We start from the raw sequence: 20603 nt of genomic DNA on the forward strand, positions 1-20603 counted from the left end.
CCCAATGACCACTCAGATCACCCGCATCCACGCCCGTGAAATCCTCGACTCGCGCGGCAATCCCACGCTGGAGGCCGAAGTCACCCTGGCCGGCGGCGCGTTCGGCCGGGCTGCGGTGCCCAGCGGCGCCTCGACCGGTTCGCGCGAAGCGGTCGAGCTGCGTGACGGCGACAAGGCGCGCTACGGTGGCAAGGGCGTGACCCGCGCGGTGTCGAACGTCAACGGCGCCATCGCCGAGGCGCTGAAGGGATTCGACGCAGCCGACCAGAAGGGGCTGGACGGCAAGCTGATCGCGCTGGACGGCACGCCGAACAAGGGCAAGCTCGGCGCCAATGCGTTGCTGGGCGTTTCGATGGCCGCAGCACACGCGGTGGCCGCCTCGCGCGGCGAGCCGTTGTGGAAGTACCTCTCGCACGGCAAGCCAGGCAGCCTGCCGGTGCCGATGATGAACATCGTCAATGGCGGCGCGCATGCCGACAACAACGTCGACGTGCAGGAATTCATGATCCTGCCGGTCGGCGTGCCCAACTTCGCCGAGGCGCTGCGCGCCGGCGCGGAAGTCTTCCACGCCCTCAAGAGCGTGCTGAAGGCCAAGGGCCTCAACACGGCAGTGGGTGACGAGGGCGGCTTCGCGCCGAACCTGCGCTCCAACATCGAGGCGCTGGACACCATCCTCGAAGCGGTCGGCAAGGCCGGCTACAAGGTCGGCAGCGAGATCCTGCTCGGCCTGGACGTGGCCAGCTCCGAGTTCTTCAAGAACGGCAAGTACGACCTGGAGGGCGAGGGCAAGGCTTACGCGCCAGAGCAGTTCGTCGACCTGCTCGCCGGCTGGGCGAAGCAGTACCCGATCGTGACCATCGAAGACGGCATGGCCGAGGGCGACTGGGCCGGCTGGAAGCTGCTTACCGACAAGATCGGCAAGGACGTGCAGCTGGTGGGCGACGACCTGTTCGTCACCAACCCGTCGATCTTCCGCGAGGGCATCGAAAAGCAGATCGCCAACGCGATCCTGATCAAGGTCAACCAGATCGGCACGCTGTCCGAGACGCTGGAGGCGATCGCCATGGCCGATGCCGCGAAGTACGCGGCGGTGGTTTCGCATCGTTCGGGTGAAACCGAGGACACGACGATCTCCGATATCGCCGTTGCGACGACCGCGACCCAGATCAAGACCGGCTCGCTCTGCCGTACAGACCGCGTGGCCAAGTACAACCAGTTGCTGCGCATCGAGGAGCAGCTGGGCAGTGCCGCCCGCTACGCCGGCCGCGACGCGTTCCCCAACCTCGCCCGCCTGCCGGGCTGACGCTCACAGGTCGCACCGCCCATGCTGCGCTGGATCGCCCTGGTCCTCATCGTGATCCTGATCGGTCTGCAGCTTAAGCTGTGGACCGGCAGCGGCGGCATGCACGAAGTGCAGACGCTGCGCGCATCGGTGCAGAAGCAGGCCGGGGAGAACGACAAGCTGCTGCAGCGCAACCAGGCGCTGGCCGCGGACGTCAGCGACCTCAAGCATGGCGAGCAGGCGGTCGAAGCGCGCGCCCGCGCGGAGCTGGGCCTGATCAAGCCCGGCGAGACCTTCTACCAGGTGGTTGAACGACCGGCCGGCAGCGCCAGCAGCCCGCCGCCGGCCAGCGACGGCGGCGGGCACTGACATGGCCACGCTGTGGTGCGTGATACCGGCCGCCGGACGCGGCACCCGGGTCGGCGGCGACTGCCCCAAGCAGTACCTGCCGCTGGCCGGGCGCGCCTTGATCCTGCACACGCTGGAGCGGTTGGCGGCACACCCGTGCATCACCGGCTTGATGGTGGCGCTGGCGGCCGATGACGCACGCTGGCCGGGTATCGACCACCTGGGCGGCAAGCCCGTGCTCACCACGATCGGGGGCGGCGAGCGAGCCGACTCGGTACTGGCCGGCCTGCGCGCGCTACCGGCCGGTGTTGGCGAGAAGGAGTTCGTGCTGGTGCACGACGCGGCGCGCCCCTGCGTGCGCGCCGCCGACATCGAACGGCTGGTCGAACGGGCTTCGGCGGTCGAGGGCGGCCTGCTCGGCGCGCCGCTGCGGGACACCCTCAAGCGCGCCGACGAGCGCCAGCGCAGTGTCCAGACCGAACCGCGCGAACAGCGTTGGCGCGCCTTCACGCCGCAGATGTTCCGCCGCGGGCAGCTTGTGGCAGCGCTCGAGGAAGCCAGTCGCGCGGGCGTGCCGGTCAGCGACGAGGCGATGGCAATGGAGCGGACAGGCGCCACGCCGCTGCTGGTCGAGGGCGCGGAGGACAACATCAAGGTGACGACGGCCGCGGACTTCGCGCTGGCCGAGTTCCTGCTGACGAGGACCGGGTGATGCGCATAGGGCAGGGTTTCGACGTGCACGCGTTCGGCGAGGGTGATTTCGTCGTGCTCGGCGGCGTGCGTGTGGCGCACCATCGCGGCGTGGTGGCGCACTCCGACGGCGACGTGGTGATCCACGCGCTGTGCGACGCCATTTTCGGCGCGCTGGCGCTCGGCGACATCGGCAAGCACTTCCCGCCGTCGGACGAGCGCTGGCGCGGTGCCGACAGCCGCCACTTCCTGCGCCACGCGGCGCTCTTGATGTCGCAGCACAACTACACACTCGGCAATGCGGACGTCACCGTGATCTGCGAGGCGCCCAAGGTCGGCCCTCACGCCGAAACGATGCGCGCGAACCTGGCCGAGGACCTTGCCTGTGAGGTCGCCCGCATCAGCATCAAGGCCACAACCACAGAGAAGCTTGGCTTTACCGGCCGGGGCGAAGGCATCGCGGCGCAGGCCTGCGTGCTGCTGGAGCGCGCGTGAGCGAAGCCGAGGCCCGCGGCGCGAACCGGCTGCCCGAGCAGCTGGAAGCCATTACCGCGCTGCTGGAGCGGCTGGCCGAAGCGCCCGCGCCCGACGACCAGGCACAACTGCAGCAACTGCTCGACGAACTGCATCCGGCCGACATCGCGTTCGTGCTGGAAGCGCTCCCGCTCGACGAGCGCCTGGCTGTCTGGCAGCGCGTCAAGGCTGACCGCGACGGCGAGATCCTGCTGGAAGTTTCCGACGCGGTGCGCGAATCGCTGATCGCGGACATGGACCAGCGCGAGATCCTCGCCGCGGTCGAGCCGCTGGACGCCGACGAACTGGCCGACCTGGTCGAGGACCTGCCCACCGAAGTCCTGCCCGAGCTGATGGCCAGCCTCGACGCGCAGCAGCGCGAGCGGGTGCAGTCGGCGCTGTCCTGGGAAGAGGACCAGATCGGCTCGCTGATGGACTTCGAGATGGTCACGATCCGCGAGGACGTGAGCCTTGAGACCGTGCTGCGCTACCTGCGCCGCTTCGACGAGCTGCCCGCGCAGACCGACAAGCTGTTCGTGATCAACCAGGACAACCTGTTGACCGGCGTGCTGCCGCTGCACTGGTTGCTGGTCAACTCGCCCGAGAAGATGGTCAGCGAGGTGATGGCCCCGGACGTCAACACCTTCCACCCGGGCGACGATGCCTACGAAGTGGCGCAGGCGTTCGAGCGCTACGACCTGGTGACCGCACCGGTGGTGGACGACCATGGCCGGCTGATCGGCCGCATCACCGTCGATGCGATGGTCGACGTGATCCGCGAGGAAAGCGAGAGCGAGGCGCTGAGCCGCGTCGGCCTGCGCGAGGAAGAAGACATCTTCGCGTCGGTGTGGGCGAGCTTGCGCAACCGCTGGTCTTGGCTTGCGATCAACCTCGTCACTGCCTTCATCGCCTCGCGCGTGATCGGCCTGTTCGAGGGCGCGATCGAGAAACTGGTGGCGCTGGCCACGCTGATGCCGATCGTCGCCGGCATTGGCGGCAACTCCGGCAACCAGACCATCACGATGATCGTGCGTGCGCTGGCGCTCAACCAGATCACGCCCGACAGCGCCAAGCGGCTGTGGCGCAAGGAGCTGGCCGTTTCGCTGTTCAATGGCCTGGTCTGGGGCGGGGTGATCGGCGTCGTGGCGTGGCTGTTGTACGAGAACATCGCGCTGGGCGTGGTGATGACCGCGGCCATGACGCTCAACCTTCTGCTGGCCGCCTTCTGCGGTGTCGGCATACCGATGCTGATGATGAAATTCGGCCGCGACCCGGCGCTCGGATCGAGCGTGTTGATTACGGCGATGACCGACAGCGGCGGGTTCTTCATCTTCCTGGGGCTGGCCACGCTGTTCCTGATGTAACGCTCGGCGCACGGCAGGAGCCCGCTTGCGGGCGATGCTGTTGCCCCGATGACCAAGCCAGATGCATCGCCCGCAAGCGGGCTCCTGCGAGAAAACCTCAAGGCTTTACCGGATGCACGAACTTCCCTACGCCCATGGCACCCCACCCCTCACCGCGCGCCTGCGGGCTGCACCGGAGGACTTCCTCGTCGAGGAAATCCTCGGCTACGACGCCGAGGGATCGGGCGAGCATGCGCTGCTTTGGGTGGAGAAGCGCGGCGCCAACACCGACTGGGTCGGGCGCGAGCTGGCCCGCTTCGCCGGCGTGCCGCCGGTGGCCGTGGGTTACGCGGGTCTGAAGGATCGCCACGCGGTGACCCGGCAGGCTTTCACCGTGCAGCTGGCGGGCAAGCCGGATCCGGACTGGTCGGCCTTCCCGCATGCGGAAGTGAAGGTGCTTGCCGCCACCCGGCACAACCGCAAGCTCAAGCGCGGTGCGCTGCGGGGCAACCGTTTCGTGCTGGTGCTGCGCGAGGTGCAAGGCGATCGCGCAGAAGCCGAGCGGGTGCTGGCGGCCATCGCCGCGCGCGGCGTGCCCAACTACTTCGGCGAACAGCGCTTCGGCCGCGAAGGCGGCAACGTGGCGCAGGCACGGGGCATGTTCGCCGGCCGCCGGGTCGACCGCGACAAGCGCAGCTTCCTGCTGTCGGCCGCCCGGTCGCACATCTTCAACGGCGTACTCGCCGCGCGCGTGGAGCAGGGGGCATGGGACACGCCGCTGGACGGCGAGATCTGGTCACTCGCCGGTTCGCGCTCCTGGTTCGGACCGGAGCCCTTCGACGCCACGCTGGCCGAGCGCCTGGCGAAGGGCGATATCCACCCGTCCGGCCCGCTCTGGGGGCAGGGCGAACCGCCGACGGCGGCCGTGGCGGGCATGCTGGAGCGGGAGGTCGCTGCCCGCGACGCCGATCTGGCCGAAGGCCTGGCCGCGGCCCGCCTCGACCAGGAAAGGCGCCCGCTGCGCCTGATCCCGCGAAACCTGCATTGGCGATGGCTGCCCGACGAAGCCCTGGAGCTGGCGTTCGAGCTCCCCGCAGGCGCGTACGCCACCGTGGTCGCGCGCGAGCTCGCGCAGCAGGCCGGTGCTCCCCGCGCGGACGACGCTACGTCGTAGCCGGCGCCAGCCGCTGGACTACCTGGCCTTGCGTGTCCAGGAACACCAGACTGGGGTCACCTTCGGCAGGCACCTGGAACAGGAGGCGTTTGCGTCCGGCGCCATCCATCAGGGCCAACGTGGCCGCACCGTCGTCCCCGCGACCAAGCCAGATGCGCCGGTGCCCGGATGCCTTTTCCGGACTGTCGGAAACCACCAGGCCGGCCATGCGGTCCTGGTGGTCGTCGACCCCAAGCAACTGCACGATCTGGTTGGCGTCGTAGCGATCGAACGAAAGGCTGCCGCCCGAATCGGCCACTTCACCGTTCGCGTTTCGGTGCCCACCGAAGATCAGACCACCGTTTTCCGAACCTTCATCGTTGTAGAACAGTATGCCGGCCTGGGGGCGCTCGAATGACTGCTCCTTGCCACGCACGATGATCCCCGGCAGCCGGGCATGGTTGGAGATGACCGTGCGCAGCGTTCCGTCCGGCTCGGCCACGTCGATGCGCTGCACCTGTAGCGTGTCGAAGCGAGCTGCCCGGGGAGCGAACCCGCAGAGCACGGTGATCGCGAACGCGGCCGTGAGGACGCCCGCATAGGCGACCAAGAAGCGTTGGCCGAGTGGGCGCGTGGATTGACCCCTTGCTGGTGGATCTCTGTGCGGTCAGGCGTTCCGCAGCAGCACGACGACCGCGCCGGTACCGCCCTGGGCCGGCTTGGCCGAGGCGAAGGCGATCACGTCGTCACGCCGGCGCAGCAGGCGGTCGGTGAGCACCTTGAGCACCGGGCCGGCGGCCTTCGAGCGCAGCCCCTTGCCGTGCACGATGCGCACGCAACGCAGGCCGTGCTGGCGGACCTCGGCGAGGAAGGTCGCGATGCTCGATTGCGCGGCCGCGGCGTTCATGTGGTGCAGGTCCAGTTCGTCCTGGATGCTGAACTGGCCGCGCTTGAGCTGGCGCAGCAGGCGCGGCGGGTAGCCCTCGCGCAGATAGCTCAACTCTTCGCCGATCTCCATCAGCGCCGGGTCGAAGGCCAGTTCCAGCAGCTCGCCCGGTACGGCGGCCTCGTCCGCTTCCAGCATGTGCGCGCGTGGTTCGGGCCGTGGCGGGGGCGGCGGCGGAGCATCCACGCGGATCTCGCGCACCGGGCCGATCGCGTCGCGGAACAGCCGGATGTCGTCCTCGTCGGGCTCGGTGGAGGCGCGGCGCTTCTTCATGAGCTCATGCTAGCAAGGGATTTGGCCCGGCGAGTCCCGTTCGTGCCGGGCCGCCTACCCAGGGACGAGGCTTGGGGCCGCGCGTCGTGAAAGAGGTGGCCTGCTCCGGTAGACTCCGGGGGATTCGGAGCGCACCTTGCGGGGAGGCGTTCATGCATCTGTTGACGGAACATCATGCGAGTCCTGGTAAGTAACGACGACGGCGTGGATGCCCCTGGCATCCGCGTATTGGCCGACTCTCTGGCGGCGGTGGGGCAGGTGACGGTGGTGGCGCCCGACCGCGACCGTTCCGGCGCCAGCAACTCACTCACCCTGGACGCGCCGATCCGCGCGCTGAAGATGGACGATGGCCGCTACCGCGTGGCGGGTACGCCCACCGACTGCGTGCACCTGGCGCTCGCCGGCCTGCTCGACCACGAGCCGGACATCGTCGTGTCCGGGATCAACAACTCGGCCAACCTCGGTGACGATGTCATCTACTCGGGCACGGTGTCCGCCGCGATGGAAGGCCGCTTCCTCGGCTTGCCGGCGATCGCCGTGTCGCTGGCCAGCCGCGACCACAAGGGCGATCACTACGACTCGGCCGCGCAGGCCGTGCTGATCCTGATGCGGCGCCTGCTGGTCGATCCGCTACCGGCCGACACGATCCTCAACGTCAACGTGCCGGACCGGCCCTGGCACGAGATCCAGGGTTTCGAGGTCACCCGGCTGGGCAAGCGGCACCGCTCGGCGCCCTGCATCGCGCAGACCGACCCGCGCGGCAAGCCGATCTGGTGGATCGGGCCTTCCGGCGGTGCCGAGGACGACGGCCCGGGCACCGACTTCGACGCGGTGCGCCGCGGTTATGTTTCGGTCACGCCGATCCACGTCGACCTCACCCGCTACCAGGCCCTGGAGAAAATAAGCGGCTGGATGCAGGCGATGACCGACGCGATGGACGAGAAGGCCGCCTGACGCCATGACGATGAACATCCATCCGCTGCCGCCGTCGGCGTTCAAGGGCGAGGGGATGACCTCGCAGCGCGCGCGCGACCGCCTGGCCGCCACGCTCAAGGAGAGTGGCATCCGCGACCCGCGCGTGATCGAGGTGATCCGCAACACGCCGCGCCACCATTTCATCGACCAGGCGCTGCACTCGCGTGCCTACGAGAACACCGCGCTGCCGATCGGCCACGGGCAGACCATCTCGCAGCCGTGGGTGGTCGCACGCATGACCGAGGCGCTGCTGGAGCACTTCAACGGCGGCGTGCCGCAGAAGGTGCTGGAGATCGGCACCGGCTCGGGTTACCAGGCGGTCGTGCTGGCGGCGCTGGTCGGGCAGGTGTTCACGGTCGAGCGCATCGAGGAGCTGCTGCGCCAGGCGCGCCGGCGCTTTCGCCAATTGGGCCTGGCCAACGTGCGCTCGCGTCACGACGACGGCAAGCTGGGCTGGCCGGACCAGGCGCCGTTCGACGCGATCATTCTTACTGCCGCGGGCGATGCGATTCCCAGCCAGGTGCTCGACCAGCTTTCGCCGGATGGCGTGCTGGTGGCGCCGGTCGGCTCCCCCAGCAGCCAGATGCTGCTGCGCATCCGCGGCAACGGGCAGGGCGAATTCATCCAGGAAGAACTCGGCGCGGTGAGCTTCGTGCCGCTGCTCGGCGGCATCGGTTGATGCCACCCCTCCGGCGACAAGGAATCCACTAGATGCGCCTGTTTGGATCGCTCTACTCGCGTGCGCTGACCTGGGCACGCGATCCGCGGGCCGTGTACTACCTCTGCGGGCTGAGCTTCGTGGAAGCCTTCATCTTCCCGATCATGCCCGAAGTCATGCTGGCGCCGATGATGCTGGGCAAGCGGCAGAAGGCATTCTTCTACGCCAATATCAGCCTGCTGTTCTCCCTGCTCGGCTCGCTGGTGGGCTACGCTCTGGGCCATTGGGCGTTCCACGCGCTGCAGCCGCTGCTCGCCTCGCTGCACCTGCTCGAACCGATCGAACAGGGCGTGGCCAGCCTGCGCGCGCAGATGAACCAGCATTGGCTGGGCCTTCTCCTGGTGCTGGCGCTGGCCGCGCTGCAGCCGGTGGTGCCGATGAAGTTCGTCACCTGGGCGTCGGGCATCGTGGGCGTGCCGGTGATCCCGTTCCTGCTCTGCATGGCGGTGGGGCGCGGCAAGCGCGTGTGGCTGCTGGCGCTGCTGATACGCCTGTTCGGCGAGCGCGCCGAGCGGGTGTTGCACAAGCACATCGAGCGTATCGGCTGGGCGGCGATCATCGTGCTGGCGCTGTTGCTCGTGTGGTGGATCTGGCTGCGTTGAGCGCCCGGCGTTCCGTGAAATCGGCGTGTCGGCTGGGTATGCTGGTCGGCATGAAGAAATGGATGTGCTTCGCGGCAGCATGCACGGCCGCGCTTCTCCTTGCCGCCTGTGGCCGGTCGGTGGTGGTCCAGCCCACTCGCGGCGGCACCGTCTCGCGCGCGCCGGTCGCGCCCCCGCGGGCGGCCTCGGGCAGTTACCGCGTGATGCGCGGGGACACGCTCTACTCGATCGCCTTCCGCCATGGCCTGGATTTCCGCGATCTGGCTTCGTGGAACGGAATCGCGTCCCCCTACACGATATGGCCGGGCCAGGTGCTCCGGCTTTCGCCGGGTGCGGCTCGCACCAGGGACACGCGGCGGCCGGTTGCTTCCACTCGCCCGGCTGCGCCCGTGTTCAAACCGGTCGCCCCCGCGCCATCGCATCCGGGCGCCGGTACGGCTGTGCCTGCTTCCAGTCCCGCTCCCGCTGCCGTGGCTGCCGCGCCGGCGCCGCCTGCCGTGCCCGCGCCCAAGGGCGCCACCCGTACGGCCAGTGGCGTCAACTGGCGCTGGCCGGCCGACGGCACGCTGATCAAGAAATTCCAGAGCGGCGATGCTATTCCCGGCATCGAACTGGCCGGCAAGGCGGGTGATCCGGTGCGTGCAGCGGCCGACGGCGTGGTCGTGTACAGCGGCAACGGGCTGGTCGGTTACGGCGAGCTCATCATCATCAAGCACAACGACGACTTCCTGTCGGCGTATGGGCATAACCGCAAGCGGCTGGTGAAGGAAGGCCAGCGGGTGGGCGCGGGGCAACTGATCGCCGAGATGGGCTCGACCGGAGCGTCGCGGGACGAGTTGCAGTTCCAGATCCGGCGCGACGGCAACCCGGTCGACCCGCTCGATTACCTGCCGGCACGGTAAGCGGTAGTGGGCTGAGGCCCATCCGCATAACCACTCTGCAGGGTGGGCTTCAGTCGGCCGATACGCTCTCTGCCAGGATGAACGCCGCTACCACCCGCCGCCCTTCGCCGGCCAGCAAGTCATAGGTGCGGGCCGCCGCGGCGTTGTCCATCACCTCGATGCCGATGCCCCGGCGCAGGAAGCCGGCCATGAAGGCGGCGGAAGGAAAGCGCTGACGGCTACCGGTGCCCAGCAACACGACCTCCGGTTCGAGCGCGCGCACGGCGTCGCCCGCAACCTCATCCAGCGAGGCCGCATCGCCGACCGGCCAATCCTCGACCACACGATCCGGCGCCAGCAGGAAGCTCGCTTGCAACTCCCGGTCGACCACCGTGATCGACCGCTCGCCGACGCGGCGAATGAACAGGTAGCCTTCGGGGCGGTCGAGCGAGAGGTCCATCAGCGGGGCAGGGCGAGCTTGGGCTCGTCCTCGTTGCGGCGGAACAGGGTGACGGTGTGGCCGATCTGCTGCACGCTCTCGGCGCCGGTGCCGTCGGTCAGGTAGGCGATCTGTGCCTCGCGTTCGTCCTTGTCGCCGCCGGAGAGCTTCACCTTGACCAGCTCGTGGTGGCTCAGCGCCAGGTCCAGTTCCTTGACCACGGCAGGCGTAGCCCCCTTGGCACCGAGCAGGATCACCGGGTGCAGGTCGTGGGCGAGGCTGCGCAGGTAGCGGCGCTGGGAAGGGGAGATCGGCATGCGGGAAGGGTCCACGATTCGCGGTCAGGGGGCCGTAAAGGGTATCATGCGGGCGTCTTTCCCCATCGGTGCCCCCTGCCGCATGTCCCGCAGCAAAAGCAGCTCCCGGTGGCTCCGGGAGCACTTCGACGACGTCTACGTGAAGAAGGCCCAGGCCGAGGGACTGCGCTCGCGTGCGGTGTTCAAGCTGGAGGAGCTGATCGAGCGCGACCGCCTGCTCAAGCCGGGCATGCGCGTGGTCGACCTGGGCGCGGCCCCCGGCGGCTGGTCGCAACTGGTACGCCAGCGCCTGGGTGACAACGGCACGGTGATCGCGCTGGACATCCTGCCGATGCAGGGCATCGCCGGGGTGGATTTCATCGAGGGCGATTTCCGCGAAGAAGCCGTGCTGCACCAGCTGGAGCAACGCCTCGGCGGGCAACCGGTCGATCTTGTACTGTCGGACATGGCCCCCAATATGAGTGGCGTGGCGCTGGCCGACCAGATTCGCGCGATGGATCTGGCCGATCTGGCGCTGGATTTCTCCCGGCAGTGGCTCAAGCCGGGCGGCGCGTTCCTGATCAAGCTGTTCCAGGGCGCCGGCTTCGACGACTACCTGCGCAACTTGCGCGCGCAGTTCGCGCGCGTAACCATGCGTAAACCCAAGGCTTCGCGCGCGCGTTCGCGTGAGGTTTATGCGCTCGCCACCGGCAAGAAGGCCGTCGGCGGGCAAACGGACGAGACCCGCGCATGAACGAAATGGCGAAAAACCTGTTGCTCTGGCTGATCATCGCGGTGGTCCTGCTGACGGTCTTCCAGAGCTTCAACCCGCACGGCGGCTCCTCTTCCGACCTGCCGTACTCGAGCTTCGTGCAGAGCGTGGACAGCGGCAACGTCGCCAGCGCCACGATCAGCGCCGACAACCCCGCCACCATCACCGGCAAGCTGAAAGACGGCAGCGCCTTCCGCACCGTCGCGCCCGTGCTCGGCTTTTCCACCAACGGGGTGGTCAAGCAGATGCAGGACAAGAACGTGGTGGTGACCCAGGAGCCGTCGAACAACGGCTTCTCGCTGCTGGGCCTGCTGGTCAACTGGCTGCCGATCATCCTGATCGTGGGCGTGTTCATCTGGTTCATGCGCCAGATGCAGGCCGGCGCCGGTGGTCGTGGGGCCATGAGCTTCGGCCGCTCGCGCGCCAAGCTGCAGGGCGAGGACCAGGTCAAGGTCAACTTCAGCGACGTCGCCGGCTGCGATGAGGCGAAGGAGGAAGTCGGCGAGTTGGTGGAGTTCCTGCGCGACCCGGGCAAGTTCCAGAAGCTGGGCGGCAAGATTCCGCGCGGCGTGCTGATGGTCGGCCCGCCGGGCACCGGCAAGACCCTGCTGGCCAAGGCCATCGCGGGCGAGGCCAAGGTGCCGTTCTTCTCGATTTCCGGTTCGGACTTCGTCGAGATGTTCGTCGGCGTAGGCGCCAGCCGCGTGCGCGACATGTTCGAGCAGGCAAAGAAGCATGCGCCTTGCATCATCTTCATCGACGAGATCGACGCGGTCGGCCGCCATCGCGGTGCCGGCCTGGGTGGTGGCCACGACGAGCGCGAGCAGACGCTGAACCAGTTGCTGGTCGAGATGGACGGCTTCGAGGGTACCGAGGGCATCATCGTCATTGCGGCGACCAACCGTCCCGACGTACTCGATCCGGCGTTGCTGCGTCCGGGCCGTTTCGACCGCCAGGTGGTCGTCGGCCTGCCGGACGTGAAGGGCCGCGAGCAGATCCTCAAGGTGCACTTGCGCAAGGTGCCCACCGCGAGCGACGTCAACCCGATGGTGATCGCACGTGGCACGCCAGGCTTCTCCGGCGCGGACCTGGCCAACCTGGTCAATGAGGCGGCGCTGTTCGCCGCGCGCGAGAACGCTCGCGAAGTGCGCATGAGCCACCTGGACAAGGCGCGCGACAAGATCCTGATGGGCACCGAGCGCCGCTCGATGGCCATGAGCGAGGACGAGAAGCGCTTGACCGCCTTCCACGAGGCCGGCCACGCCATCGTCGGCCGCCTGGTGCCCGAGCACGACCCGGTCTACAAGGTCACCATCATCCCGCGCGGTCGCGCGCTGGGCGTAACCATGTACCTGCCCGAGGCCGACAAGTATTCGATCAACCGCGTGGCGATCGAGTCGCAGCTTTGTTCGCTGTACGGCGGCCGCGTGGCTGAGGAGCTGATATTTGGCGCCGACAAGGTCACGACCGGCGCTTCCAACGACATCGAGCGGGCCACCAAGATGGCACGCAACATGGTCACCAAGTGGGGCTTGTCCGACGAGCTCGGCCCGGTCACCTACGGCGAAGACGAGGACGAAGTCTTCCTGGGTCGCTCGGTCACGCAGCACAAGAACGTCTCCAACGAGACCGCCCGGCGCATCGACGAAGTCGTGCGCGATATCCTCGATCGCGCCTACGCACGCAGCAAGCGGCTGCTGACCGACAACCTGGACAAGCTCCATGTGATGGCTGACGCGTTGCTGCAGTACGAGACCATCGACGCACGCCAGATTGACGACATCATGGCCGGCCGCGAGCCGGGTGAGCCCGCCGATTGGTCCAAGCCGACCTCCGGTGGCCCGGTGCCGCCGAACCTGCCGCCGCGCGGCGACGCCGGTTCGCCCAAGCTCGGTGATCCGGCCACGCAGCCACACGGCTGATGGCAATCGCTTCCTCTCCTGCGTGGCAGGGGCGGGGGTGTTTCTGGCGCGCGAGCCCGCTCAGTCTGGACGTCCAAACGTTTGCGGGCTGGCGAGAGGCGAGAAATCCTCGCGTCGATGAAGGCGAAGATTTTTTGAAAAAGGTGTTGACGCAACCGCGCCGAATCTGAATAATTCCGCTTCTTGCTTCGGCACCCACCGCTTCGGCGGCAGGGCCACGGCAAAGCAGTTTTAATGCGCGCCCGTAGCTCAGTTGGATAGAGTACCAGGCTACGAACTTGGTGGTCGGGAGTTCGAATCTCTCCGGGCGCGCCACTTGTACCGCAGGTCATGTTTCGATGTGACCTGTCCATCGGCGCCGAAGGCACGGATGGGACCGGAAAGGAATCTCCGGTGCGCTGGATACGGATTGACGAGGTGAAGCGTCGCCCGTAGCATTCGAGGGCTTCGGTACGCGAAAGCGTTCCACGGATCTGCTACGGGGTATAGCTCAGTCTGGTAGAGCGCCAGCTTTGGGAGCTGGATGTCGGGGGTTCGAATCCCTCTGCCCCGACCAGCAGGCGTTATGCTTTCGACATGCGCCTGTAGCTCAACCGGATAGAGCATCGGCCTTCTAAGCCGACGGTTGCAGGTTCGATTCCTGTCGGGCGCGCCAGCTTCCTTAGAGTTTTATGGTGGGCGTAGCTCAGCTGGTTAGAGTCCCGGATTGTGATTCCGGATGTCGTGGGTTCGAATCCCATCGCTCACCCCAATTTCAAAGTTTCAAGGGCCGTTAGCTCAGCTGGTAGAGCAGTTGACTCTTAATCAATTGGTCGTAGGTTCGAATCCTACACGGCCCACCAATACAGACAGGCGCTCGGGAAACCGGGCGCCTGTTTTTTTGCCGTTGCTCCTCTGCCGGGAGGGGGAGGGAGCAAAGGCGGTGCTGACCGGCAGCATCATTGTTCGGGAGCGGGGCGGCGTGCTTGTGCTGCCCCGCCGCGCAACCGTAAAATGCCCCGCTTTGGCGCAAGGGAATCATCGACTTAGCGGGGCGGGGCGCTTGGGCCGATTTCCGTTCGGAATCCGCCGCTTCGGTCTGCGGGCACGATGCGAAAGTGGCGGAACTGGTAGACGCACCAGATTTAGGTTCTGGCGGGTAACCCCCGTGAGGGTTCGAGTCCCTCCTTTCGCACCATTCCCTTATCAGTTTCTGCAAGGCCGGCCCGCACGCCGGCCCATCACGAGAGTCACCAGGAGTCGTCATGCAGTTTTCGGTTGAGAACGTCGGCAAGCTCGAGCGCAAGCTCACGGTGCGGTTCCCGGCGGACCAGTTGGAGTCGCAGGTCAGCGCGCGCATCGCCGAGATGGGTCGCACGGTGCGCCTGAAGGGCTTCCGCCCGGGCAAGGTGCCGGCGACCGTGATCCAGCAGCGCTTCGGCTCGCAGGTGCGCGGCGAGGTTCTGTCCGACCTGATCGGCAGCACCCTGCGCGAGGCCTTCGAGAAGGAGAACCTGCGCCCGGTCGCCAATCCGTCGATCGATACCACCGGCAAGCCGGAAAATGGCGAGATCGCCTATACCGCCACGTTCGAGGTGATGCCGGAATTCCCGGAAGTCGACGTCACCGCGCTCGAGATCAACCGCCCGGTCGCCGAGGTGACCGACGCGGACATCGAGAAAATGATCGAAACCCTGCGCCTGCAGCGCCGCAGCTTCGACGAGGTCGCGCGCGCCTCGGCCGAGGGCGACTTCGTGATGTTCGAGTACGCCGCCACCGCGGGCGACTACCGCTTCCCGGCCGAGGGTCTGGAGCGCGCAGGCAGCGTGCTGGGTTCGGGCACGCTGTTCAAGGCGCTGGACGAGGCCCTGACCGGCCGTTCGGCGGGCGACGAGTTCGAGACCGAAATAGCCTTCCCGGAGGACTTCGGCAACGCGCAGCTCGCCGGCAAGACCGCCCAGGTCAGCTTCAAGATCATCAAGGTCCAGGCACCCCAACTGCCGGAAGTGAACGAAGAGTTCGCCAAGCTTTTCGGTATTGCCGACGGCAACCTGGACACCTTCCGCAAGGAAGTCCGCGCCAACCTCGAGCGCGAGCTCAAGGCCACCCTGATGGGCCGGCTCAAGGCCGAGGTCGCCGAAAAGCTGGCCGACGCCCACGGCGAACTGGAGGTGCCGAACTTGATGGTGCAGTCCGAGGCGCGCAACCTGACCGCCGGCAGCGTGCCGCGCGGACAGCAGCCGCCGCCGCAGCTGGTCGAGGCAGCCAGGCCGATGGCGCGCAAGCGCGTGATCGCCGGTCTCCTGATGGGCGAGATCGCCCGCAAGCAGGAGTTGAAGATCGACCGCAAGCGGGTGGCCGAACAGCTGGCCGCGATCGCCTCCACCTACGAGGAGCCGGAGAAGGTCGTTGAACTCTACAACGCCGACCCCCAATTGATGTCTGGGCTGCAGAACCGCGTGATGGAAGACCAGGTGGCCGAGTGGGTGGCCGAGCACGCCAAGACCACCGACAAGCACCTGGGCTTCGACGAGGTGATGCGCCCGGCCGGCGCCTGAGCGACACTGCCAGGCACCATCATCAGGCCCGCCTGAGCGCGGGCCTCATCCGGAGAACAAGCACGCATGGCCATGGCCCCGATCCAGAACCTCAACCTGGTGCCGATCGTCGTCGAGCAGACCGCTCGCGGCGAGCGTTCCTATGACATCTACTCGCGCCTGCTGAAGGAGCGGGTGATCTTCCTGGTCGGCGAGGTCAACGACCAGGTCGCCAACGTGCTGATCGCGCAGATGCTGTTCCTGGAGTCGGAGAATCCGGACAAGGACATCCACCTGTATATCAACAGCCCGGGCGGCGCGGTGACCGCGGGCCTGGCGATCTACGACACGATGCAGTTCATCAAGCCTGATGTCAGCACCATGTGCATCGGCCAGGCGTGCAGCGCAGGTTCGCTGCTCCTGATGGCGGGTGCGAAGGGCAAGCGCTTCTCGCTCCCGAACTCGCGCATCATGATCCACCAGCCCTCCGGTGGCGCCCAGGGCCAGGCAACCGACATCGAGATCCAGGCGCGCGAGATCCTCTATATCCGCCAGCGCCTGAACCAGCTCTACGTCGATCACACCGGCCAACCGCTGGAGAAGATCGAGCGGGACATGGAGCGCGACCGCTTCATGAACCCGATCGAGGCCCGCGATTACGGCCTGATCGACCAGGTGCTCGACCGCCGCGGTGTCGAAACGGTCAAGTCGGCCTGACTTCAGCCCGCCTGATTCTGGCCGATAGATCGCCAGGAAGCATGCTCCGCGCACGCGCAAGCAGGCGCGGAGCCCTGTGCTATTCTGGCGCTGCAACCGAAACACAGCAGGACCTGATATGAGCGACGAGCGGCAGGGCCGTTCCAACGACAGCGGCAAGATTCTCTACTGCTCCTTCTGCGGCAAGAGCCAGCATGAAGTGCGCAAGCTGATCGCGGGTCCATCCGTGTTCATCTGCGACGAGTGCGTAGAGCTCTGCAACGACATCATCCGCGAGGAGCTGGAGGAGAAGGCCGCCTCCGGGCGTAGCCACCTGCCCAAACCCCGCGAGATCATGGACACCCTCGACCAGTACGTGGTCGGCCAGACCCGCGCCAAAAAGGCGCTGGCGGTGGCCGTGTACAACCACTACAAGCGCATGGAATCGCGCCAGAAGAGCGACGAGGTCGAGCTCGGCAAGTCCAACATCCTCCTGATCGGTCCGACCGGCTCGGGCAAGACGCTGCTGGCCGAAACGCTTGCGCGCCTGCTCAACGTGCCGTTCACCATCGCCGACGCCACCACGCTGACCGAAGCGGGCTATGTGGGCGAGGACGTCGAGAACATCATCCAGAAGCTGCTGCAGAAGTGCGACTACGACGTCGACAAGGCGCAGTCGGGCATCGTCTATATCGACGAGATCGACAAGATCTCGCGTAAGAGCGAGAACCCCTCGATCACCCGCGACGTTTCGGGCGAAGGCGTGCAGCAGGCGCTCCTCAAGCTGATCGAGGGCACGCTGGCCTCGGTACCGCCGCAGGGTGGGCGCAAGCATCCGCAGCAGGAATTCCTGCAGGTTGACACCAAGAACATCCTCTTCATCTGCGGCGGTGCGTTCGCGGGCCTGGAGAAGGTGATCCAGCAGCGCTCGGAGACCACCGGCATCGGTTTCTCGGCCGAGGTCCGCTCCAAGGAGCGCACCGAGAACCTGGGCAAGGTCCTGGCCGAGGTGGAACCGTCGGATCTGGTCAAGTTCGGCCTGATCCCGGAGTTCGTCGGCCGCCTGCCGGTCGTGGCGACGCTGGACGAGCTGGACGAGCCGGCGCTGGTGAAGATCCTCACCGAGCCGAAGAACGCGGTGACCAAGCAGTTCCGCCGCCTGTTCGAGATGGAGGGCGTGGAGCTGGAGTTCCGCCCGGAAGCCCTGCAGGCGATCGCCAAGAAGGCGCTCAAGCGCAAGACCGGCGCCCGCGGCCTGCGGACCATCCTGGAGCAGGTGCTGCTGGACACCATGTACGAACTGCCCTCGCTGGAACACGTCAGCAAGGTGGTGGTCGATGACGCGGTGATCGAAGGCCAGGCCGAGCCCTACCTTATCTACCGCGGCAACCTGCAACAGCAACGCGTGGCGGGTGAGGGTGGCGACGCCGCCTGACCGACACAAGGCGTCAAAAAACAGCGGCCCCGGCCATTGCCGGGGCCGTTTGTTTTTTGGCGGACAGGCACACAGGCGCCTGCTTCGCCTGGGCCATGCAAGCCGCGTTGCGTCGTGGTTCTCACCCGGCCTGGCGCGGGCTGCGTAGCCTTGGCCTGGAATCTGCAAGCCACCGTTTCAGCCGCCCGGCCTGGTCGCATTGACTTGATGGCGGCACGGGTCGACTCCACTTGACCTGTCGGAGGCCTCGGCGCAGTGTCGGGGCAAACCTTACAAATCCTCGGGGACTTTTTCGATGGCAAAACACGCCTCCGTTACCGCTACCGGCGCCACGCTCGACGCACTCCCGGTGCTGCCGCTGCGCGACGTGGTGGTCTACCCCCACATGGTCATCCCGCTTTTCGTCGGACGCGACAAGTCGATGCGCGCGCTCGAGCATGCGATGGAAGGCGAGCGACAGATCCTGCTGGTGGCGCAGAAGAGCCCCGACATCGACGACCCGGTCGCCGGAGATCTGCACGAAGTAGGCACCCTGGCCGGCGTGCTGCAGTTGCTCAAGCTGCCCGACGGAACCGTCAAGGTGCTGGTCGAGGGGCAGTCGCGCGTGTCCATCGAGGAATACCGCAACGAGAACGGCATGCTGATGGCCCGCTCGCGCGTCATCGAGCCGGTCTACAGCGCCAAGGAGCGCGAGCTCGACGTCATCTCGCGCACGCTGGTGTCGCTGTTCGAGCAACTGGTCAAGCAGAGCCGCAAGCTGCCGCCGGAAGTGCTCGCCACCTTGTCGGGCATCGACGATCCCTCGCGCCTGGCCGATTCGATCGCCGCCCACCTGACCGTGCGTATGGCCGAGAAGCAGAAAGTGCTGGAGACGGCCGATGTCGGCCAGCGCCTGGAGCTGCTGATAGGCCTGGTCGATGGCGAGATGGACTTGCAGCAGGTCGAAAAGCGCATCCGCGGCCGCGTCAAGTCGCAGATGGAGAAGAGCCAGCGCGAGTACTACCTCAACGAGCAGATGAAGGCGATCCAGAAGGAGCTGGGCGAGGGCGAGGAAGGCGTCAACGAGCTCGAGGAACTGCAGCGGAAGATCGAGGACGCCGGCATGCCCAAGCCGGTGCTGGCCAAGGCCAAGCAGGAGTTGTCCAAGCTCAAGCAGATGTCGCCGATGTCGGCCGAAGCCACGGTGGTGCGCAACTACCTCGACTGGCTCACCGGCGTGCCGTGGAAAAAGAAGACCAAGGTCCGCAAGGATCTCGCCGTCGCTCAGGAAGTGCTCGATGCGGACCACTTCGGCCTGGAGAAGGTCAAGGACCGCATCCTCGAATACCTCGCCGTGCAGCAGCGCGTGAACACCATGAAGGGCCCGATCCTGTGCCTGGTCGGTCCGCCCGGCGTGGGCAAGACCTCGCTCGGCCAGTCGATCGCCAAGGCGACCAACCGCAAGTTCGTCCGCATGAGCCTGGGCGGCGTGCGCGACGAAGCGGAGATCCGCGGACACCGGCGCACCTACATCGGCTCGATGCCGGGTCGGATCGTGCAGAACCTCAACAAGGTCGGCACGCGCAATCCGCTGTTCGTGCTCGACGAGATCGACAAGATGTCGATGGATTTCCGCGGTGATCCGTCGTCGGCGCTGCTCGAGGTGCTTGATCCGGAGCAGAACCATGCCTTCAACGATCATTACCTGGAGGTCGACCTGGATCTCTCCGAGGTGATGTGGATCGCCACCGCCAACTCGCTCAACATCCCCGGGCCGCTGCTGGATCGCATGGAAGTCATCCGCGTCCCCGGCTACACCGAGGATGAGAAGCTGGCGATCGCCCAGCGCTACCTGCTGCCCAAGCAACTGAAGGCCAACGGCCTGAAGCTGGAAGAACTGAGCATCGATCCCGAAGCCGTGCGGGACATCGTTCGCTACTACACGCGCGAGTCGGGCGTGCGCAACCTCGAGCGCGAGATCGCCAAGATCTGCCGCAAGGTGGTCAAGGAGCTTACGCTGGGACAGGTCAAGCAGGCGAAAGCCAAGCCCGCGACGAAGGCTGCGACCAAGACGAAAAAGAAGCCAGGCGCGACGCAGGTCACCGTCACCCCGGAGAACATCGAGCATTACCTGGGCGTGCGCCGCTTCGACTTCGGTCGTGCGGAGCAGGAGAACGAGGTCGGCCTGGTGACCGGCCTGGCCTGGACGTCGGTCGGCGGCGACCTGCTCAGCATCGAGGCCTCGGTGGTGCAGGGCAAGGGTCGGCTGGTGCACACCGGCCAGCTTGGCGACGTGATGAAGGAATCGATCCAGGCCGCGATGTCGGTGGTGCGCGCACGCGCGGACCAGCTCGGCATCGACCCGGACTTCTACCAGAACCTGGACGTGCACATCCATGTGCCCGAGGGCGCCACGCCGAAGGACGGCCCCAGCGCAGGCATCGCCATGTGCACCGCGCTGGTTTCGGTGCTGACGAAAGTGCCGGTGCGTTCGGAAGTGGCGATGACCGGTGAGATCACCCTGCGCGGCCGCGTGCTGCCGATCGGCGGGCTCAAGGAGAAGCTGCTCGCGGCGCATCGTGGAGGCATCACCACCGTGATCATCCCCGAAGAGAACAAGAAGGACTTGGCCGACATCCCGGCCAACGTCACCTCTTCGCTGGACATCCATGCCGTGCGCTGGATCGACGAAGTGCTCGATATCGCGCTGGAGCATCCGCTGCGTCCGGCCAAACCGGCGGTCGAAAGTGCCGGCGAGGAGCTCGCGCCGGTCGAGCCGGCGACCGAGGAAACGGCTGAGAACCGTACTCGCGCACACTGATCT

General features: G+C 66.8%; 20 protein-coding genes and 6 tRNA genes. 22 read left to right on the forward strand and 4 right to left on the reverse strand.

Going from position 1 to position 20603, the window contains the following annotated elements; translation table 11 throughout:
- Positions 1-4: 4 nt before the first annotated feature.
- From eno to truD, 6 genes are all read left to right on the forward strand, one after another.
- The gene (gene eno, locus ACFWZU_RS06355) at positions 5-1303 is read left to right on the forward strand and encodes a phosphopyruvate hydratase (RefSeq protein WP_439700581.1); all 1299 of its coding nucleotides are present in this window, start codon (positions 5-7) and stop codon (positions 1301-1303) included.
- 21 nt (positions 1304-1324) lie between these two features.
- The gene (ftsB, locus tag ACFWZU_RS06360; RefSeq protein ID WP_439700582.1) at positions 1325-1651 is read left to right on the forward strand and encodes a cell division protein FtsB; all 327 of its coding nucleotides are present in this window, start codon (positions 1325-1327) and stop codon (positions 1649-1651) included.
- Position 1652: 1 nt separating this feature from the next.
- Positions 1653-2342, forward strand: a complete 690-nt coding sequence (gene ispD, locus ACFWZU_RS06365) for a 2-C-methyl-D-erythritol 4-phosphate cytidylyltransferase (RefSeq protein WP_439700583.1) — start codon at positions 1653-1655, stop codon at positions 2340-2342.
- The gene (ispF, locus tag ACFWZU_RS06370; RefSeq protein WP_439700584.1) at positions 2342-2815 is read left to right on the forward strand and encodes a 2-C-methyl-D-erythritol 2,4-cyclodiphosphate synthase; all 474 of its coding nucleotides are present in this window, start codon (positions 2342-2344) and stop codon (positions 2813-2815) included. The genes ispD and ispF overlap by 1 nt, the downstream gene beginning before the upstream one ends.
- On the forward strand, positions 2812-4197 hold the full coding sequence (mgtE, locus tag ACFWZU_RS06375) for a magnesium transporter (protein WP_439700585.1): 1386 nt from the start codon (positions 2812-2814) through the stop codon (positions 4195-4197). Before ispF ends, mgtE begins: the two co-directional genes overlap by 4 nt.
- Positions 4198-4309: 112 nt before the next feature.
- Complete coding sequence (truD, locus tag ACFWZU_RS06380; RefSeq protein ID WP_439700586.1) at positions 4310-5350, forward strand: tRNA pseudouridine(13) synthase TruD; 1041 nt, start codon at positions 4310-4312, stop codon at positions 5348-5350.
- Here the strand turns inward: truD and ACFWZU_RS06385 are convergent.
- Both ACFWZU_RS06385 and ACFWZU_RS06390 read right to left on the reverse strand, forming a co-directional pair.
- Complete coding sequence (locus ACFWZU_RS06385) at positions 5340-5939, reverse strand: hypothetical protein (protein WP_439700587.1); 600 nt, start codon at positions 5937-5939, stop codon at positions 5340-5342. The genes truD and ACFWZU_RS06385 overlap by 11 nt on opposite strands.
- Before the next feature lie 57 nt (positions 5940-5996).
- Positions 5997-6548 (reverse strand): Smr/MutS family protein, encoded by a 552-nt coding sequence (locus ACFWZU_RS06390; RefSeq protein WP_439700588.1) that lies wholly within the window; start codon positions 6546-6548, stop codon positions 5997-5999.
- A 174-nt stretch (positions 6549-6722) separates the two neighbouring features.
- Here ACFWZU_RS06390 and surE point away from each other — a divergent pair, with 174 nt between their 5' ends.
- From surE to ACFWZU_RS06410, 4 genes are read left to right on the forward strand one after another with little or no spacing between them, the layout of a single operon-like run.
- Entirely contained in the window at positions 6723-7502 is a 780-nt protein-coding gene (surE, locus tag ACFWZU_RS06395; protein ID WP_439700589.1) for a 5'/3'-nucleotidase SurE, read from the forward strand.
- Positions 7503-7512: 10 nt separating this feature from the next.
- Positions 7513-8202: a protein-L-isoaspartate(D-aspartate) O-methyltransferase gene (locus tag ACFWZU_RS06400; protein WP_439700776.1), complete on the forward strand. Its 690-nt coding sequence runs from the start codon at positions 7513-7515 to the stop codon at positions 8200-8202.
- Between the two features lie 32 nt (positions 8203-8234).
- Positions 8235-8843: a YqaA family protein gene (locus tag ACFWZU_RS06405; protein WP_439700590.1), complete on the forward strand. Its 609-nt coding sequence runs from the start codon at positions 8235-8237 to the stop codon at positions 8841-8843.
- 38 nt (positions 8844-8881) lie between these two features.
- Positions 8882-9745 carry a peptidoglycan DD-metalloendopeptidase family protein gene (locus ACFWZU_RS06410; protein WP_439700777.1) on the forward strand — a complete coding sequence of 288 codons (864 nt, stop codon included), beginning with the start codon at positions 8882-8884 and terminating at the stop codon, positions 9743-9745.
- A gap of 49 nt (positions 9746-9794) precedes the next feature.
- On the opposite strand, the gene ACFWZU_RS06415 is transcribed toward ACFWZU_RS06410, so the two are convergent.
- Entirely contained in the window at positions 9795-10184 is a 390-nt protein-coding gene (locus ACFWZU_RS06415) for an Mth938-like domain-containing protein (RefSeq protein WP_439700591.1), read from the reverse strand.
- Entirely contained in the window at positions 10184-10480 is a 297-nt protein-coding gene (gene yhbY / locus ACFWZU_RS06420; protein WP_439700592.1) for a ribosome assembly RNA-binding protein YhbY, read from the reverse strand. Before yhbY ends, ACFWZU_RS06415 begins: the two co-directional genes overlap by 1 nt.
- Before the next feature lie 82 nt (positions 10481-10562).
- On the opposite strand from yhbY, the gene rlmE reads away from it, so the two are divergent.
- From rlmE to lon, 12 genes are all read left to right on the forward strand, one after another.
- Positions 10563-11213, forward strand: coding sequence for a 23S rRNA (uridine(2552)-2'-O)-methyltransferase RlmE (rlmE, locus tag ACFWZU_RS06425; protein WP_439700593.1), 651 nt, complete (start codon positions 10563-10565; stop codon positions 11211-11213).
- Positions 11210-13153: an ATP-dependent zinc metalloprotease FtsH gene (gene ftsH / locus ACFWZU_RS06430; RefSeq protein WP_231325405.1), complete on the forward strand. Its 1944-nt coding sequence runs from the start codon at positions 11210-11212 to the stop codon at positions 13151-13153. The genes rlmE and ftsH overlap by 4 nt, the downstream gene beginning before the upstream one ends.
- A gap of 238 nt (positions 13154-13391) precedes the next feature.
- Positions 13392-13468 (forward strand) — tRNA-Arg (locus tag ACFWZU_RS06435).
- Positions 13469-13632: 164 nt separating this feature from the next.
- Positions 13633-13709, forward strand: a tRNA-Pro gene (locus tag ACFWZU_RS06440).
- A gap of 22 nt (positions 13710-13731) precedes the next feature.
- Positions 13732-13808: transfer RNA gene (locus ACFWZU_RS06445), tRNA-Arg, on the forward strand.
- Positions 13809-13827: 19 nt separating this feature from the next.
- A tRNA-His gene (locus ACFWZU_RS06450) sits at positions 13828-13904 on the forward strand.
- Positions 13905-13919: 15 nt separating this feature from the next.
- Positions 13920-13995 (forward strand) — tRNA-Lys (locus ACFWZU_RS06455).
- 249 nt (positions 13996-14244) lie between these two features.
- A tRNA-Leu gene (locus tag ACFWZU_RS06460) sits at positions 14245-14330 on the forward strand.
- Positions 14331-14397: 67 nt separating this feature from the next.
- Positions 14398-15690 carry a trigger factor gene (tig, locus tag ACFWZU_RS06465; protein WP_439700594.1) on the forward strand — a complete coding sequence of 431 codons (1293 nt, stop codon included), beginning with the start codon at positions 14398-14400 and terminating at the stop codon, positions 15688-15690.
- A gap of 66 nt (positions 15691-15756) precedes the next feature.
- Positions 15757-16386: an ATP-dependent Clp endopeptidase proteolytic subunit ClpP gene (gene clpP / locus ACFWZU_RS06470; protein WP_245188233.1), complete on the forward strand. Its 630-nt coding sequence runs from the start codon at positions 15757-15759 to the stop codon at positions 16384-16386.
- A 118-nt stretch (positions 16387-16504) separates the two neighbouring features.
- Positions 16505-17800 (forward strand): ATP-dependent Clp protease ATP-binding subunit ClpX, encoded by a 1296-nt coding sequence (gene clpX / locus ACFWZU_RS06475; protein WP_439700595.1) that lies wholly within the window; start codon positions 16505-16507, stop codon positions 17798-17800.
- A gap of 295 nt (positions 17801-18095) precedes the next feature.
- Positions 18096-20600, forward strand: a complete 2505-nt coding sequence (gene lon / locus ACFWZU_RS06480) for an endopeptidase La (protein ID WP_439700596.1) — start codon at positions 18096-18098, stop codon at positions 20598-20600.
- Positions 20601-20603: the final 3 nt, after the last annotated feature.

It is taken from the genome of Frateuria sp. GZRR33, assembly GCF_051900425.1.
GTDB lineage: Bacteria > Pseudomonadota > Gammaproteobacteria > Xanthomonadales > Rhodanobacteraceae > Frateuria_A.